Annotated in this window: 16 protein-coding genes; 9 read left to right on the top strand and 7 right to left on the bottom strand. The window is 46.4% G+C overall.

The genetic code is table 11. The features are described 5' to 3' along the window. Positions 1 to 13: 13 nt before the first annotated feature. Both GA693_RS06075 and GA693_RS06070 read left to right on the top strand, forming a co-directional pair. A complete protein-coding gene (locus tag GA693_RS06075) occupies positions 14 to 1,141 on the top strand; it encodes a YdcF family protein (RefSeq protein WP_016659056.1) in 1,128 nt (375 codons plus the stop codon). Next, positions 1,141 to 2,184 carry an alpha/beta hydrolase gene (locus GA693_RS06070; protein WP_005178596.1) on the top strand — a complete coding sequence of 348 codons (1,044 nt, stop codon included), beginning with the start codon at positions 1,141 to 1,143 and terminating at the stop codon, positions 2,182 to 2,184. The genes GA693_RS06075 and GA693_RS06070 overlap by 1 nt, the downstream gene beginning before the upstream one ends. A gap of 41 nt (positions 2,185 to 2,225) precedes the next feature. On the opposite strand, the gene GA693_RS06065 is transcribed toward GA693_RS06070, so the two are convergent. Continuing rightward, the gene (locus tag GA693_RS06065) at positions 2,226 to 3,896 is read right to left on the bottom strand and encodes an FMN-binding glutamate synthase family protein (RefSeq protein ID WP_005178590.1); all 1,671 of its coding nucleotides are present in this window, start codon (positions 3,894 to 3,896) and stop codon (positions 2,226 to 2,228) included. A gap of 262 nt (positions 3,897 to 4,158) precedes the next feature. On the opposite strand from GA693_RS06065, the gene GA693_RS06060 reads away from it, so the two are divergent. Both GA693_RS06060 and GA693_RS06055 read left to right on the top strand, forming a co-directional pair. Next, complete coding sequence (locus GA693_RS06060; protein ID WP_016659055.1) at positions 4,159 to 4,845, top strand: response regulator; 687 nt, start codon at positions 4,159 to 4,161, stop codon at positions 4,843 to 4,845. After that, positions 4,842 to 6,731, top strand: coding sequence for a sensor histidine kinase (locus GA693_RS06055; protein ID WP_407646722.1), 1,890 nt, complete (start codon positions 4,842 to 4,844; stop codon positions 6,729 to 6,731). The genes GA693_RS06060 and GA693_RS06055 overlap by 4 nt, the downstream gene beginning before the upstream one ends. Before the next feature lie 4 nt (positions 6,732 to 6,735). Here GA693_RS06055 and GA693_RS06050 read toward each other — a convergent pair whose 3' ends face one another. The 3 genes from GA693_RS06050 to GA693_RS06040 form a co-directional block, all read right to left on the bottom strand. After that, entirely contained in the window at positions 6,736 to 7,917 is a 1,182-nt protein-coding gene (locus GA693_RS06050) for a ribosomal protein uL16 3-hydroxylase (RefSeq protein ID WP_160241238.1), read from the bottom strand. Positions 7,918 to 8,086: 169 nt separating this feature from the next. After that, positions 8,087 to 8,677 (bottom strand): Maf family protein, encoded by a 591-nt coding sequence (locus GA693_RS06045; protein WP_045795448.1) that lies wholly within the window; start codon positions 8,675 to 8,677, stop codon positions 8,087 to 8,089. Continuing rightward, positions 8,677 to 9,060 carry a DUF2237 family protein gene (locus tag GA693_RS06040; RefSeq protein WP_034597805.1) on the bottom strand — a complete coding sequence of 128 codons (384 nt, stop codon included), beginning with the start codon at positions 9,058 to 9,060 and terminating at the stop codon, positions 8,677 to 8,679. The genes GA693_RS06045 and GA693_RS06040 overlap by 1 nt, the downstream gene beginning before the upstream one ends. Positions 9,061 to 9,203: 143 nt before the next feature. Here GA693_RS06040 and GA693_RS06035 point away from each other — a divergent pair, with 143 nt between their 5' ends. The 4 genes from GA693_RS06035 to GA693_RS06020 all read left to right on the top strand — a co-directional run bounded on the left by GA693_RS06035 (position 9,204) and on the right by GA693_RS06020 (position 12,941). Then, complete coding sequence (locus GA693_RS06035; protein WP_005178578.1) at positions 9,204 to 10,391, top strand: phosphoglycerate kinase; 1,188 nt, start codon at positions 9,204 to 9,206, stop codon at positions 10,389 to 10,391. 132 nt (positions 10,392 to 10,523) lie between these two features. After that, positions 10,524 to 10,799 carry a hypothetical protein gene (locus GA693_RS06030; protein WP_005178577.1) on the top strand — a complete coding sequence of 92 codons (276 nt, stop codon included), beginning with the start codon at positions 10,524 to 10,526 and terminating at the stop codon, positions 10,797 to 10,799. 137 nt (positions 10,800 to 10,936) lie between these two features. Beyond that, entirely contained in the window at positions 10,937 to 11,974 is a 1,038-nt protein-coding gene (fba, locus tag GA693_RS06025; protein ID WP_005178575.1) for a class II fructose-bisphosphate aldolase, read from the top strand. Positions 11,975 to 12,086: 112 nt separating this feature from the next. Then, complete coding sequence (locus tag GA693_RS06020) at positions 12,087 to 12,941, top strand: DMT family transporter (protein WP_104494872.1); 855 nt, start codon at positions 12,087 to 12,089, stop codon at positions 12,939 to 12,941. Here GA693_RS06020 and GA693_RS06015 read toward each other — a convergent pair. Together GA693_RS06015 and nfsB are read right to left on the bottom strand one after the other, a co-directional pair. Further along, on the bottom strand, positions 12,904 to 13,137 hold the full coding sequence (locus tag GA693_RS06015; protein ID WP_005178570.1) for a hypothetical protein: 234 nt from the start codon (positions 13,135 to 13,137) through the stop codon (positions 12,904 to 12,906). The genes GA693_RS06020 and GA693_RS06015 overlap by 38 nt on opposite strands. A 97-nt stretch (positions 13,138 to 13,234) precedes the next feature. Beyond that, positions 13,235 to 13,888 (bottom strand): oxygen-insensitive NAD(P)H nitroreductase, encoded by a 654-nt coding sequence (gene nfsB / locus GA693_RS06010; RefSeq protein ID WP_005178567.1) that lies wholly within the window; start codon positions 13,886 to 13,888, stop codon positions 13,235 to 13,237. A gap of 248 nt (positions 13,889 to 14,136) precedes the next feature. On the opposite strand from nfsB, the gene hpaI reads away from it, so the two are divergent. Beyond that, complete coding sequence (gene hpaI / locus GA693_RS06005; RefSeq protein ID WP_075166833.1) at positions 14,137 to 14,931, top strand: 4-hydroxy-2-oxoheptanedioate aldolase; 795 nt, start codon at positions 14,137 to 14,139, stop codon at positions 14,929 to 14,931. 62 nt (positions 14,932 to 14,993) lie between these two features. Here hpaI and GA693_RS06000 read toward each other — a convergent pair whose 3' ends face one another. Further along, positions 14,994 to 15,713 carry a UDP-2,3-diacylglucosamine diphosphatase gene (locus GA693_RS06000; RefSeq protein WP_160241239.1) on the bottom strand — a complete coding sequence of 240 codons (720 nt, stop codon included), beginning with the start codon at positions 15,711 to 15,713 and terminating at the stop codon, positions 14,994 to 14,996. Between the last annotated feature and the right edge of the window lie 57 nt (positions 15,714 to 15,770).

Below are 15,770 nucleotides of genomic sequence, written 5' to 3'. Positions count from 1 at the left end.
AGGTTAGGCATTTATGAATAGAACTCACTGGATGGTGCGTATCGTACAAATGGCGGCTGTGCTATTTGTGCTGATGGGCTGTCTGGTGGTTTTTATCTATTCGCCGTTTTATTCCAAGTTTGTGATAAAAGTGCTGAATACCATTGTGCCGGTGGAGGTCAATGAAGTGGCTGCACAAAGCCAGCAGATGGGGGCACTGACCGATCAGGAAAATCTGGAACCTGGCTCGAATTTGTGGATTGCCCGGCAAGCTTATTTAAAAGTGATGGAAGAAGAGATTCAGGCCAAAAATTCACAGAATCTCACCATCATTCAGGCACGCTATAAAGCCTTGCAGGCTTTAATTCAGGATGAGCAGCGCAGTCAGCAGGAACAAGAGCAGGACAGCACACCGCAAATTCCATTGCTGGCCGATGTTTCCGCATCTGAGGCGCAACTTGCACAGCCTTCACAGCAGTTACAGGATTTATTGGAGTTAGACAGCTCTGAAAATCAGGCCCTAATGGAACAGTATCTGAAATTTTTAAGAACCCATGAAGTGGCAGCGGTTGAAACCGTACCGGTTGATGAAGAAATTTTTCAGGATATCGCACTGATTCAACAACAAAATAGCCAGAAGCCGCAAATAACTTCCCAGCCGTATGCAATTGTGGTTCTGGGCGGCGGTCTGACCTTACATGAAAATCAAAAAGATATTATTGTGAATAACTACACACGACTACGTTTAGAAAAAACCTTAGAAATTGAAAAACAGTATAAATTACCCATTGTGCTGAGCGGTGTTGAAGCACCTTATATGCAGAAATGGCTGGCAGAACGCGGGGTTGAAGCCAACTTGCTGGAAGATCGCAGTATGAACACCTGTGAAAACTCGCGTTTTAGTTCCTTGCTGCTACAGAAAAAAGGCGGCGCACCAACGGTGATTTTAATCACCGATCAATATCACATGCCGCGCACACGCCGTTTGTTTGCCTTAAACGGCATTGAAACCGTGCCGGTGGTCGCGCCAATTCCAACCGAGTTGACCCAATGGCAGCCTAGTGAGCAGAACTATGATCATAGCCGCCGTGCCAATTATGAAATGCTGGCCACCATCCGCGATATGCTGTTTGGTTCGAGCGACTGCCGGGAGGTGCCATAATGCCGAATATCCCGTTTTTAAATCCGAGTGTGCTGAAACAGCTGGATTTACCGGTTCCTAGCCGCGATACCACGCCGCAGGTGCTAGAGCCTTTAAACCTGAACCGGCCTTATGCGCCCACGGTGGATATTCAGGCCTATCGCCAGCTTTACGGTTTTGACAGCTTAGAGTGCGAGCATTGGCAGGGTTATGTGCAAATGCCGCTGTTTAAACTGCATGTGCAGGTGTTTCAGCCTAAACTTGAAGCGGGCAAGCTGGAAAAAAGCAAAGGTACGGTGTTTTTACTGCATGGCTATCTGGAGCACAGCGGCATTTATCAGCCGATTGTCAAAGAAATTCTGGAGCAGGGCTTTAGTGTCTTGACTTATGATTTGCCCGGCCATGGTTTAAGTAATGGCTCGCCCGCCAGTATCCAGAATTTTGATCATTACCAGCAGGTATTACATGCCATTTACCAATATGTGCGCAATGCCGATCAATTGCCTAAGCCTTGGCTAGGGGTAGGGCAAAGTACCGGTGGTGCGATCTGGATGCATCATTTACTGGAATTTGCCGAGCGCCGGGAGAATCCGTTTGTTGAGCGGGTGTTGTTATTATCACCTCTCATCCGTCCGGCCAAAAGTGCCTGGTGGCATAATTCGGTGGGCCTCGGAATTATCCGCCGGATTAAACGCGAAGTGCCGCGCCATTTTAGACGCAATAACCATAACCCGGAATTTTTACGTTTTGTGCGCTTAAAAGATCCGTTACAACCACGCATGATGGGCATGGACTGGATTCTGGCCATGTCCAAATGGATGCTGGAAATGGAGCAGCGACCAGCGTGCCGGATTCCGGTGTGGCTGGCCCAGGGCGCGCAGGATCAGACTGTGGACTGGCGCTATAACATCGAGTTTATCCGGCGTAAATTCCGCCTGCAAACCTTGCTGATGCTGGAAGAAGGGTCACATCAACTGATTAATGAGCGCCCGGATATTCGTGCGGCCTTAACCGGTTTGATTCCAGCCTTTTTGCATGCTTCGAATTCCAAGACTTATTATTAAGCTTTCCTCCATTTCATAAAAAAGAGGCGGGTGCCTCTTTTTTAAAATTCTTCCGCTTTGGCCAAATTCCACATACGGAAATAAAAGTTTTCTTCATCTTTATTTTCACAGCTCAGTAATTCGCCTTCTTTCAACCAGAAATGCAGCTGGGCATAGTTTTTAATTTCCCGGTCGTTAATCCGCTGCGCCAGATGATGGGCACGAATGTCGGCCGGGTGTTTTAAACCGGCTGCCGCAATCATTTCCGACAGGGCATGCATGGTATTTTTATGGAAGTTATAGACCCGTTCTGCTTTGGAGGGTACATGTAGCGCTTTTTGACGGTCTTTATCTTGTGTGGCGACACCGACCGGACATTGGTTGGTATGACAGCTTTGCGCCTGAATACAGCCAACGGCAAACATAAAACCACGAGCGGAATTGACCCAGTCTGCGCCTAAGGCAAAGGTACTTGCAATATCAAAGGCACTGATAATTTTACCGCTGGCCCCGAGCTTGATTTTACTGCGCAGGCCGGCGCCAACCAAAGTGTTATGCACAAATAGTAAGCCTTCACGCAGCGGCGTACCAATATAGTCACTAAACTCAATCGGGGAGGCACCGGTACCGCCTTCCGAGCCATCCACCACAATAAAGTCAGGCACAATTTTGGTCACCAGCATGGCTTTGACGATACTCATAAATTGCCAGGGCTGACCAATACATAGTTTAAAACCCACCGGTTTACCGCCCGATAAATCGCGTAACTGCTGTAAAAACTGCAGCATTTCAATTGGGGTGCTAAAGCTTGGATGGCGTGAAGGTGACACACAATCGCGGTCACGCGGCACGCCACGAATCTGCGAGATTTCTTCTGAAATTTTATGTTTCGGTAAAATACCGCCATGGCCCGGCTTGGCACCTTGGGAAAGCTTGAGTTCAATCATCTTGATATTCGGATTACCGGCCTGACGGGCAAATTTTTCCGGATCAAATAAACCTTCTGCGGTGCGGCAACCAAAGTAGCCACTGGCAATTTGCCAGACAATATCGCCGCCATATTCCAGATGATACGGGCTAAGGCTGCCTTCACCAGTGTCATGATAAAAGCCACCAAGTTTGGCCCCTTTATTTAAGGCACGGATGGCATTGGCGCTCAGGCTGCCAAAACTCATGGCAGAAATATTTAAAATTGACGCGCTATAAGGCTGGCTGCATTGTTCATTGCCAATATGAATCCGAAAGGTTTTCGGATCAGCCGGTGGGCAGGGGCGCAAGGAATGCACAATAAAACGGTAGTCGGCTTCGTACACATCCAAAATCGAACCAAAAGGTTTATCGGCATTTTCATTTTTGGCACGTTGATAGACCAAACTGCGCTGCATGCGGGAAAAAGGCTGGGCATCCTGATCGGCTTCAATAAAATACTGGCGAATTTCGGGGCGGAAATCTTCAAAAATAAACCGGAAATGCCCCATAATCGGGTAGTTTTTCAGAATGGAATGCTTGGTCTGAATGACATCATACAGACCGACCAGACTCAGCAGCGTGGTGATTAGCCAGAGTGAATTAATTACGCCATCGGACAGAAAATAATAAATATAATGTGGCTCATAAAATAGCCTAAGCCATGTAATGCCCAGCGCAATTAAAATACAGGCAAACCAGACCGAGTGACGGGAGAAGAACGTATTTAAAAGTTTATGGCGAATGGCTTGGGCTGGACTTGGCATTGTTATGATTTTTCCATTGCGAATTCAATCTTGTATTACTGTGCAGATTCTGAATAGGGCATACAAGTAATGATTTGTGAAATTTGGCAAGGGCTTTAGCACAGCTTAAAAATGAGCAATAAAATCTATAAAAATTAAAAAATAGCTGCTATGCTGAAATCATAAAAATAACAGTGCTAACACTCTGAAATTCCTTAATTCTAGGGATAGAGAACCGTTTAATAATATCGCTATATTGAAAGTTAAAAGATCGGGGAAGACAGTGGACATTACAGAATCAATATTACCGGCCCCTGTGCTGATTGTGGAAGATGAACCCATGATTCAGTCACGCCTCAGACATATCCTCCTTGAAATGGGCTACAGCAATGACATGCTGATTTTTGTTAGCCATTTAAAAGCAGCATTACAGAAAATTGAAGAACAACCGGTGTCTTTGGCGCTGGTCGATTTGGGGTTGCCAGATGGCAATGGGATTGAACTGATTGAACAGCTTCGGGCCAAAGACAGCAGTGTACTGATTCTGGTGATTTCGGCCTGGAGTACACAAAACAGTCTGTTTTCGGCTATTCAGGCGGGCGCCACCGGTTATGTATTAAAAGAACGCGATGATACTGAAGTGATCATGGCCATCCGCAGTATTTTAAGAGGCGGCGCACCGATTGATCCCTTTATTGCCCGGGAAATACTGTCACAGATTTCAGTACAGAAGCCGCAGGAAATTGCCAAGCCGTTTAAACAGCCCGATGAAGATATTGAACAGCTGACCAACCGTGAACATGAAATTCTAAATCTGGTCGCGCAGGGCCTGAGTAATCGGGAAATTGCCGAGCAGCTGTTTGTGTCGCGGTATACCGTGGAAAGTCATATCAAGCATATTTATCGCAAGCTCTCGGTGAGTAAACGTACCAAGGCAGTCAGTACAGCGCGCTCATTAGGCATTTTATGATCTACAGATTGCTCCAGTTTTGGTGCGGCTGTTGTCTTTATCTTTGTCTATCGAGTGCGTATGCAGAGCAAAGCTATGCCATAGACCCGTATTGTCAGGTTAATATTCAGTCGGTCAGCACCGTACAGACACCGGATATTCATAGCCATCCACATACAGGATGGCAACCTGTGACGTTGCCTGATCGCTGGAGTGAACGCTGGCCGGATTATAACGGTGGGGTGTGGTACAAAATTGTCTGGAACTGGTCCTGTCAGGAACCGGCCGTGCTGGATCAGTCGATTGTATTTTCTATTAATTATTTAAACAGTGCGGGTGCGGTGTTTTTAAACCGCGATTTAATCTGGTCAAACCGGCATCTGGAAGAACCACTCTCCAAAAGCTGGAATATGCCACGCTACTGGATTTTACCGATTAGCGGCCTGCGTCCCGACCAGAATGAAATTTTAGTTTATGTGCGGGGCTATGCCTTTCAATCTGCCGGTCTTGGTGATGTTTCCTTCCATAATGTCTATAACAGTTATACGGAATATCAGCAACAGATCTGGGATCGTCGTACCTTATTTGTGATTAATGCAATTTTATCGGCGACCTTGGGTGTGTTGTGTCTGGTAATCTGGCTGTTTCGGCGTAAAGAAGTTAGTTATGGCTGGTTTGCCTTAAGCTGTTTGCTGTGGCTGTTATTCGTCTCCAATATTATTAGTACAGAAACTTATCCCTTCCCGAATACCGTGATGGCGGCACAGGCCAATATTGCCTTTTTTGTACTGTATATTCTGTCGTTCATTGTCTATTTGCTACGTTTTGTTGATAAAAAATTTCCGATACTGGAAGAAACCGCTTTTATCTGTTCGGTGGCGGTGATTATGGGCATTTTCGTAACGCCACTCGATTATGCACAAACCGTTTTCGGGCTGGTATTTTTAGGCTATAGCCTGTTATTTTTCGGGGTTTTCCTGTACCTGCTGCGTTTAACCTTCCGCGTACCACGTGTAGAAAATATCCTGCTGGTGATCTGTTTAAGCCTGATTATTATTTTTGCCGCTTTAGATATTGCACTTTTGGCTGCACCGTTTGATACCGATTTACAGCCCTTATCGCCGTATACCTCACCGGTGGTGACGCTGTTTATTGCCTTAATTCTCGGGATTCGCACCACCAAAAGCATGCAGAAAATTGAGCAGTTTAACCAGCAACTTGAATATCGCGTGTTTGAGGTTCGTGAAGACTTAAAACAGAGCATGTCGGAAAAGCATTATCTGGAACTGGAAAATGTGCGCTTGCAGGAGCGGATTCATCTCTCTCATGATTTGCATGATGGCCTGGGTGCTTCGCTGGTGCGTTCAATGATTATGGTTGATCAGAGCGAGCAGCCCATGAGTAACCGCCAGTTTCTGTCGATTTTGAAATTACTGCGTGATGATTTGCGGCAAATTATTGACAGTGGCTCCTCAATTGGCGCCAAAGTGCCGGAAACGCCGGTGTTATGGATTGCGCCGGTGCGTCATCGTTTTAGCCAGCTCATGGATGAAGTTGAGATGCGGGCCACCTGGAACATTGCCAGTGAATGGGTAGTGCAACCGACACCGCTGCAATGTCTGAACCTGATGCGCGTGCTGGAAGAAAGTCTGACCAATGTGGTGAAGCACAGTCAGGCCAAGCATGTGCAAGTGACACTGGATTTTCCCGATGAACAGACTTTATGTTTAAGTATTCAGGATGATGGAATTGGCTTTGATACCCATGGGGTGCTCGATCATGGGATGAGTATTGGTGTACGCAGTATGAAGCTGCGTCTGGCGCGGATAGGTGCAGAGTTAAAGGTGAACTCTACACCCGGTTATACCTTAATCAAGGCGATTTTAGTGGTATCACCTCAGGATTAAGTCTTTATTCGGCTTCATCTTCTGCATCTTCGGCAGGCAGCAGCATCAGTACAGAATCATTGAGTAACTGAGCCACATCTTCCAGAATGTCTTCATGGTACAGGTCTTCATTCAGCTCGACCAATTCACCATCAGCAATCTGCTTCAGTAAAGGCGCAAACTCATCCGAAATATACAGACCTTCACCGTTGGCCCAGAACAGTAACTCGCCATCTTCTTCGGTATAGAGCAGGCGTGAAGCCGGTTCTAAAATCAGTTGATAGCCCTGATCCAGCGCATCTTCCAGATCGCCAGTACCAATTTCTTCTGCTTCTGGAATATTGTCCGGATATTTTGGCTCTGACATCAGGCTCATGATGGCATCTTCCAACACGGTCGAGTTGTGCAGTTGTGCCAGCAATTCGGCTTTTAAATATTCCAGTTCCGGCTGGGTAATTTGTCCAATCGGGCTGATCTGGTCGCGGATCAGATCTTGCAACGGATTTTTTAGCAACTGGTTGTCAGAAAACTTGTCACTGACGCGATCCATCATGTCGTTGATGTTTGGCATACGGAAACCGAAAGAGAAGGTCAGGCAGTCATCTTCGGCCACGCCATAGTGCGATAAACCTGGTGGTACGTAAAGCAGGTCACCTGGTGCCAGCACTTCATCAAAATTGACGTCCATCTCTGGTAGTAATTTCAGCGGTTGACCTGGAACAAATTCGGTTTCAGCATCACACATCTGGCCCAGTTGCCAGCGGCGATGACCATAGCCTTGCACCAGAAATACATCATAGAAGTCGAAGTGTTTGCCGACCGAACCGCCTTTTGGTGCGTACGACACCATAATGTCATCACGGCGCCACTGCGGAATAAACGGGAATTTTTTCCACAGTTCCGCCAGATCAAAAGAGTAGTGATCTACCGCTTGGACCAGCAGCGTCCACAGCTTTGGCATTTTCTGGAAATCGGCCTTTAACAGCGGTGAAGATTTCACGGACCACTGGTTCGGATCACGATCTTTCTGTTTAATTAAGCGGGCGCTGATATTTTCGTCCAGTGCCAGCTCCATGACATCACTTGGCTCAAGAATATTGGCAATTTCAGGCAGAGCATTACGCACCAGCAGCGGTTTTTTTTGCCAATATTCGGCAAGGAATTGTTCAGCGGTGATTCCGCCTAAAACGTCTAAAGGTTGAGACATGTCAAATAACTACAACATAAATTTAGCTGTTATTGTCCCTTGAGTTGTGCGGTGGTGCAAGTGATGAACTTCATCTTGAGGAAATTTAGAAAAGTGGCAGAAGGGAAAAGATGGCGAAAAAAATGATCAGGACAGGCACCTGATCATTTTGGGTATTGCATTACCGTGTTTAGGGAATCTGCAGATTAAGCTGGCGGAGAATCTGGCACAGCTGAATCATTGGCATACCCATCAAGGTGGTCTGGTCCTGGCCAATCATCTGTTCAAACAGGCTAATCCCCAGACTTTCGCATTTAAAACTGCCGGCACAATGCAGCGGCTGTTCCAGTGCCACATAGCGCTCGATTTCATCCAGGCTCAGTTTACGAAATTTGACCTTATAGTGTTCAACCAGGGTCTGTTCAAAGCCGCTGGATTTTTGCTGTACGCTTAATGCGGTACTAAAGTAGACAATTTTGTCCGAGTTGGCCTGCAGCTGGCGAATGGCTTTTTCCGGGCTTAAGGGCTTGCCAATAAAAATATCGGGCGCACCTTCACGCCACGCCACCTGATCGGAACCTATCACAATGGCTTCAGGATATTGCTCGGCAATACTCTGGGCTTTTTCAAAAGCCAGCCGTTTGGCCAGATCATCGGCATGGCTTTCACCTTGCGGTGATTCATCAATGTCGGGTGTCATACACTGATAGTCGAGCTTTAAACGGTCCATCAGTTCTTTACGGGTCTGGCTGCTGGACGCCAGAATAATCGGACGCTTCATTAGACAGCATATTCCATCAAAATATCTAAGGGAACGTAAGACAGTACCGCCTGATGGCAGGCCTGAATTTTTACGGGTGGTGCTTTACCGGCCTGATAGGCTTCAACCCAGCGGGTCACACAAATACACCAGAAATCACCCGGTTTTAAGCCCGGAAATTCGACTTCAGGCAACGGTGTGATCAGGTCATTGCCAATTTTCTGGGAAAAGTTCAGAAATTCCGAGGTCATTTGTGCACAAACAGTGTGCTGGCCCAGATCCGTGGGCGCCGTATGGCAAAAGCCATTACGAAAATAGCCGGTAATCGGGTCAAAACAGCAGCTGGCCAAAGGCTCGCCTAAAACATTTAAACGGTTCAGGGTTGGATCTGGATGTATAGACATAGGCATAAAAATTATCAGGTCTGTTTTTTTCCTATCATAACAAAACTTTGGCAATCGTTAGCTTTTCTGCAAAAGAAGCTAACCTTTTTCTGCATAATCATTTAGAATCTTGGCGATTTTAATATCTAAAAAGTGAGCTATACATGAATTTTCAGCGTATGACTGACCTCGACCTGGCACAAAAGCGTGTTCTGATCCGCGAAGACTTAAACGTGCCGGTGAAAAATGGTGTGATTACCAGCGATGCGCGTTTACGTGCTGCCTTACCGACAATTAAAGCGGCTTTGGAAAAAGGCGCAGCCGTAATGGTGTATTCTCACCTGGGTCGTCCTGTTGAAGGTGAACCTAAAGCTGAACAATCACTTGCGCCTGTCGCAGCTTACCTGACCGAAGCACTGGGCCAGGAAGTCAAATTATTGACTGACTACCTGGATGGTGTAGAGGTAGAAGCAGGTCAAGTGGTGTTACTTGAAAACTGCCGCTTTAACGTGGGTGAAAAGAAAAACAATCCTGAGCTGGCAGCAAAATATGCAGCGCTGTGTGATGTATTCGTAATGGATGCATTTGGTACTGCGCACCGTGCAGAAGCGTCAACTGAAGGTGTTGCGCGTCTTGCTAAAGTTGCCGCAGCAGGTCCTTTACTGGCTGCTGAACTGGATGCCTTGGGCCGTGCACTGCAAACCCCAGAAAAACCAATGGTGGCCATTGTAGCCGGTTCTAAAGTATCCACCAAGCTGGATGTACTGACGTCACTGTCTGACATTTGCGACCAGTTGATCGTGGGTGGTGGTATTGCCAATACTTTCCTGGCCGCTGCGGGTTACAACGTGGGTAAATCACTCTGTGAAAATGATTTGATCGACACAGCCAAAGCTATTGCTGCCAAAGTATCTGTACCACTTCCAACGGATGTGGTAGTTGCAGATGCATCTGAAATCAACTTTGATGACTTCTTGGGTTCACTGGCGGCTGCCAAAGCAACCGTGAAAAAAGTAGAAGATGTGGCTGACAACGACATGATTCTGGATGTTGGTCCAGAAACGGCAAAAGCATTTGCTGAGATCTTGAAAACTTCTAAAACGATTCTCTGGAATGGCCCAGTTGGCGTATTCGAAGTGGATCAGTTCGGTGAAGGGACTAAAGCCCTGTCTTTAGCGATTGCTGAATCAGAAGGCTTCTCAATTGCAGGTGGTGGTGACACCTTGGCTGCCATCGACAAATATGAAGTTGCAGACAAAATTGGTTATATCTCTACAGGTGGCGGTGCTTTCCTTGAGTTTGTAGAAGGCAAGACCTTACCAGCAGTTGCCGTATTGCTAGAACGTGCTTAATTCGCACACGCTTGCAAGATGACAAAAGGTTGACCTCGGTCAGCCTTTTTTATGCACTTCATTTTTTAGTCATAAAACTGTCATGTTTCTGAAATATTATGATCAAAAATCACCGGGTTGTAGGATATTCTGATGAACCAAAAATTAACTCTTGCCGCGTTACTTGCTGCATCTTTAGCTTTCACTGCATGTGCTAAAAAAGACGACAATGCAACAGCGACCACTGCAGATGCATCAGCAGCTGTAGCGTCAGAGCAAATTTCTGCAGAACAGCAAGCGGCGATTGATGCAATTGATCAGCCAGTACTTGATGAAAACAATACCGATGTGCCTGAAGAAGTGGCCAATGCACCAGCAGATGCTGCAACCCCAGACAGCGCAGCAGCGCCAGCATCTGAAGCGCAATAATCCTAAAAGCTCCACAAATTGTAGTAATTTGTATAAAAGTCCCTGCATTGGCAGGGATTTTTTTTAAATACGACGTTTTGTTGCTGAATTGAAACAAATCCCCATGTAGAATATGCAGCATTACCTGGGAGGATATTATGGCTCTTATTTCAATGCGCCAGCTATTGGATCACGCCGGTGAACACGGATACGGCGTACCAGCGTTTAACGTAAACAACTTAGAACAAATGCGCGCAATCATGTTGGCCGCAGATGCGACGAATTCACCTGTAATTGTACAGGCATCTGCAGGTGCCCGTAAGTACGCAGGCGCACCATTCTTACGTCATCTTATTTTAGCTGCAATTGAAGAATGGCCACACATTCCGGTGGTGATGCACCAGGATCACGGTACCAGTCCTGACGTATGTCAACGTTCTATCCAGCTTGGCTTCTCATCAGTCATGATGGATGGTTCACTGGGTGAAGATGGTAAAACTCCGACCTCATATGAATACAACGTAGATGTGACCCGTCGTGTGGTACAAATGGCGCACGCATGTGGCGTTTCTGTTGAAGGTGAAATCGGTTGTCTAGGCAGCCTTGAAACAGGTATGGCCGGCGAAGAAGATGGTGTCGGTGCAGAAGGTGTACTGGATCACTCTCAATTGCTGACTTCAGTTGAAGAAGCACGTTCTTTCGTAGCAGACACCAATGTAGACGCACTGGCAATTGCAGTGGGTACTTCACACGGTGCGTACAAATTCACCCGTCCACCTACAGGCGATATTCTGGCGATTGACCGTATTAAAGAAATTCATGCGGCACTGCCAAATACGCATCTGGTGATGCACGGTTCAAGTTCTGTGCCACAAGAATGGCTGGCAGTGATCAACCAGTACGGCGGTGACATCAAGGAAACTTATGGTGTACCTGTTGAGCAGCTGGTTGAAGCGATCAAGCACGGTGTGCGTAAAATTAACATCGACACCGACTTGCGTCTGGCCTCTACCGGTGCAATGCGTCGCTTCATGGCTGAAAAACCAAGCGAGTTTGACCCACGTAAATTCTTCGCTAAAACTGTCGATGCAATGAAAGATATTTGTGTTGCACGTTATGAAGCGTTTGGTACTGCGGGCAATGCCGACAAGATCCGTCCAATTTCTTTAGAGAAAATGGTAGATCGTTATAAATAATTCCTGGTGAAGTATTTATAAAAAAAAGCCCACATTGCGTGGGCTTTTCTGTATCTGAACCGCTATAGTGCAGCAGAGCAGATCAAATAATGCATATAAATAAGAGTAGATCATGGAACTGATTTTAGCAGCGGCCATTTGTAGTGTGGTGGTGTCGATTCTCTTGAAAGTCGCAAAGAACCGCGGCTATTCACCTTTGCAGATGATCAGCTGGAATTATGCCTCGGCCAGTGTGCTGTGTTTTTGGTGGTTTCAGCCTAATGTACAACAGCTGTCCCTCACCGACACGCCGTGGCTGCTGATTCTGGCTTTAGGGGTATTATTGCCAAGCGTATTCCTGTTTTTAGCCAAAGCATTACAAACTGCCGGAATTTTAAAAACCGAAATTGCCCAGCGGCTGTCGGTGGTGCTGTCTTTAACTGCGGCCTATTTTATTTTCCAGGAACAGTTTAATAGCCTGAAAATTGTCGGGATTGCGTTGGGGATTGCAGCGGTACTGTGTATTTTATATTCGCATCGTGGCGGTGCATCGTCCGCCCAGGCGGGTATGCTGTATTTGGCTTTGGTCTGGGTCGGTTATGCGCTGATTGATGTGTTGCTGAAATACACCACCGGTTTAGGCCTGCAGTTTGCGCTGGTATTGAACCTAATGTTCATCTGCGCTTTTATTTTATCGTTGGGGTATATTCTGATTCAGCACAAAAGCTGGGGCAGTGGCAAAAATATAGTGGCAGGCTTAATTTTGGGGATGCTGAATTTTGCCAATATCGCGTTTTATGTCAAAGCACATATGGCTTTAAAAGATTCACCGGCGGTTGTATTTGCCGGCATGAATATTCTGGTGGTGATTTTAGGGGTAATCAGCGGTTTGCTGTTCTTTAAAGAAAAATTAAAACCCAGCACCGCCATCGGGCTGGGTCTGGGTATCATCAGTGTGATGTGTTTAGCTTATGCGATGACGGCTTGAATTTGATGAAGCTGGCAGCAAAAATCAGCGGATGTTTGATCAGGTCCTGAAGTTCGGCAATGCCCAGTAGCAGACCGGCTTTCTGGCAGCTCGGACAATGAGGATAATGGCGTTTTTCCTGCTGATATTGATGCAAATACAGTTTATTGCATTGACGACATTCAAACTTCATTGGGAGCTGGGCAAGGATAGACATCTTTCTTCTCCGGTCTATTATTATTGTGTTGTGAAAGGGAAAGCAAAAATCAAGCCGAAATCAGGGACTTTCGTCCCTGTATTATGTAATGTAGTTCTTACAATTTGGTGAAAATTTCATCTTTATTCAGGCGTGACTTGGGAAGTTTAGCATTAAAGTCCTGCTCACTGCGATAGCCCAAGGTCAGCAGCACCGATGGAATTAAACCCTTGTCCTGTAATTCTAGTTCTTCCGTCAGAATCTGTTCATTAAAGCCGCCAATCGGGGTGGCATCTACACCTTCAATACCGGCAGCCAGCAACATCTGACCCAAGGCAATAAAGGTCTGGTTTTCGGCCCAGCGCTGAATATCACCTTTTTCATTGCGGTAATAATCCACATATCCGCTACGGCTGTCTTTCTGGCCCTGCTTGGCGCTGGCATCTTTAAAACGGCCGCTGACATCATCTTGCTGCAACAAATTGTCCAGATGTTCATCGCTAATATCGGCTTTGGTACAGAACAAAATGGTGTGAGAAGAATCTAAGACTTTAGGCGCATTGTAGGCATATTTCCCGACCAGGGCTTTGGCAATGCGCTGCTTGGCTGCATCATGCTCGGCAATAAAAAAATGCCAGGGCTGGATATTAATAGAAGAGGGGGTAAAACGGAGAATTTCGAGAAAGCGTTCAAACTGCTCTTGAGGAATTTTTTTTGCAGGATCATAGGCTTTGGTGGTATAGCGGCTGCGTACGACGTCGAGCAAATCCATAAAGATACTCCAGCAATAAGGATAAATTGAGAAAGGCTGAACCTTCAGCATCATACGCCATTTTGATGGCTTTGATGGCATATTCGCTGCAATTTTATTGTCAAAATTAACCTTAAAATGTGCTCACCGTATTTTCAGTTATTGCCCGATTAAGTGTTAAATCAAATCACAACAGCGGTTTTGAATATTGGCAATTTTTAAAAATCGGCATTTAATGGAAGTAGGTGTGGACTATAGCGAGCCTGTCGATGGACTATCGTAATCACTTTAAACATAAATTAAAAACCCAGCAGCAGATTGGTTTATGGGTCGGTCTGGCCGATGCCTATGGCACTGAAATTGCGGCCAATGCCGGTTATGACTGGTTGCTGATTGATGGGGAACATGCGCCCAGTGATTTAAGAACCACACTGGCCCAGCTGCAAAGTATTGCGGCCTATCCGTCACAGGCGGTGGTCCGTCCGCCAATTGGCAGTGTGCAGCTTATTAAACAGTTGCTGGATATTGGCGCACAAACCTTATTGATTCCGATGGTGGAAACCGTGGAGCAGGCCGAACTGATGGTTAAAGCAGTGCGTTATCCACCGGAAGGGATTCGCGGTGTAGGTGCGGCTTTGGCACGTGCCACACGCTGGAACAGTATTCCGGATTATTATGCCACTGCACATGAAAATATCTGTTTGCTGATTCAGATTGAGTCAGTTACAGGGCTGGAAAATCTGGATAACATCTTAAAAGTCGAGGGCATTGATGGGGTATTTATTGGCGCAGTAGATTTATCTGCCACTATGGGTTATGAAGGCAATCCGAACCATCCTGACGTGCAAAACGCAGTGGTTGATGCAATTCAACGAATTCGCGCATCGGGTAAAGCGGCCGGGATTTTATCGACTCAACATGACGTGACGCAAAAATATATTGAACTGGGTACCGAATTTGTCGCTGTCGGTGTCGATACCAGCGTATTAATGAATTCCTTGCGTGAGCTGCTGGCCAAATATAAAACCGGAGCGAGCTGGGTAAAACCTGAAGGGGGGTATTAAGCGGTCATTATTAACCTGACAGATGATGCAGAGGTGGGGATTTATAGTCATCCACCTGCTGCTTAATAGGTCCAGCGTTTCAGTTGCAGGTGAGTGGTAGGCTGTTCAGGATCAATTTCCAGAATCAGTGCCTCATGCGCACGCCAGTCCCCCAGCACAATCCGCTTTTTGCCATTCAGCTCATGGATGGCTGGTCGATGGGTATGACCATGAATCAGTACATCCACCTCGGCCAAAGCCTGCGTTACCGCAGCCGGATTCACATCCATCACTTCATACGATTTAACTTCTTTAGAAGCGCGGCTTTGTTTGCGAAAACCGTTGGCCAGTTTGCTGCGAAAGGACAGCGGAGTTTTTCTTAACAGACGCAGCACGAGCGGATGACGGATAACTTTTTTAAAGCGCTGATAGGATACATCATCGGTGCACAAGGCATCGCCATGTTCCAGACGATAGCGGGTCTGGCCAATAGTGAGGGTGTCAATTTCAGGTAATAATTGCCCGTTAAACTGCTGTAAAAAAACCTTATGCAGTGCGAAATCGCGGTTGCCGACCTGAAAATACAGCTGATTGCCTGCGGCATTAAACTGTTTTAAAGCGCTGACAATTTCATCCAGCCAAGGGGCGGTGTAGTCATCGCCAATCCAGGCATTGAACCAGTCGCCTAAAATATACAGCTGGGTGTTTTGATTCTGATAAGCACGTAATAAATCTAAAAACCCCCGAACGAGTCGAGGGTGATCAGGTGACAAATGTAAATCTGAAATAAACAGATAGGTCACAATCTTTTCCTTGGAATCTCCCAACGCTCTTAAATAAAGGGAGGTTGAGAGGGATTC

Origin of the sequence: Acinetobacter indicus, from assembly GCF_009914475.1 — a bacterium.
Lineage (GTDB): Bacteria > Pseudomonadota > Gammaproteobacteria > Pseudomonadales > Moraxellaceae > Acinetobacter > Acinetobacter indicus.
This window is presented reverse-complemented; position numbering and strand designations above follow the sequence as displayed.

Bases quoted from the DNA above. Each gene is read 5' to 3' on its own strand.
- GA693_RS06075 (WP_016659056.1), top strand. From the start codon at position 14: ATGAATAGAACTCACTGGATGGTGCGTATCGTACAAATGGCGGCTGTG.
- GA693_RS06070 (WP_005178596.1), top strand. From the start codon at position 1,141: ATGCCGAATATCCCGTTTTTAAATCCGAGTGTGCTGAAACAGCTGGAT.
- GA693_RS06065 (WP_005178590.1), bottom strand. From the start codon at position 3,896: ATGCCAAGTCCAGCCCAAGCCATTCGCCATAAACTTTTAAATACGTTC.
- GA693_RS06055 (WP_407646722.1), top strand. From the start codon at position 4,842: ATGATCTACAGATTGCTCCAGTTTTGGTGCGGCTGTTGTCTTTATCTT.
- GA693_RS06050 (WP_160241238.1), bottom strand. From the start codon at position 7,917: ATGTCTCAACCTTTAGACGTTTTAGGCGGAATCACCGCTGAACAATTC.
- GA693_RS06045 (WP_045795448.1), bottom strand. From the start codon at position 8,677: ATGAAGCGTCCGATTATTCTGGCGTCCAGCAGCCAGACCCGTAAAGAA.
- GA693_RS06040 (WP_034597805.1), bottom strand. From the start codon at position 9,060: ATGTCTATACATCCAGATCCAACCCTGAACCGTTTAAATGTTTTAGGC.
- GA693_RS06035 (WP_005178578.1), top strand. From the start codon at position 9,204: ATGAATTTTCAGCGTATGACTGACCTCGACCTGGCACAAAAGCGTGTT.
- GA693_RS06030 (WP_005178577.1), top strand. From the start codon at position 10,524: ATGAACCAAAAATTAACTCTTGCCGCGTTACTTGCTGCATCTTTAGCT.
- fba (WP_005178575.1), top strand. From the start codon at position 10,937: ATGGCTCTTATTTCAATGCGCCAGCTATTGGATCACGCCGGTGAACAC.
- GA693_RS06020 (WP_104494872.1), top strand. From the start codon at position 12,087: ATGGAACTGATTTTAGCAGCGGCCATTTGTAGTGTGGTGGTGTCGATT.
- GA693_RS06015 (WP_005178570.1), bottom strand. From the start codon at position 13,137: ATGTCTATCCTTGCCCAGCTCCCAATGAAGTTTGAATGTCGTCAATGC.
- nfsB (WP_005178567.1), bottom strand. From the start codon at position 13,888: ATGGATTTGCTCGACGTCGTACGCAGCCGCTATACCACCAAAGCCTAT.
- hpaI (WP_075166833.1), top strand. From the start codon at position 14,137: ATGGACTATCGTAATCACTTTAAACATAAATTAAAAACCCAGCAGCAG.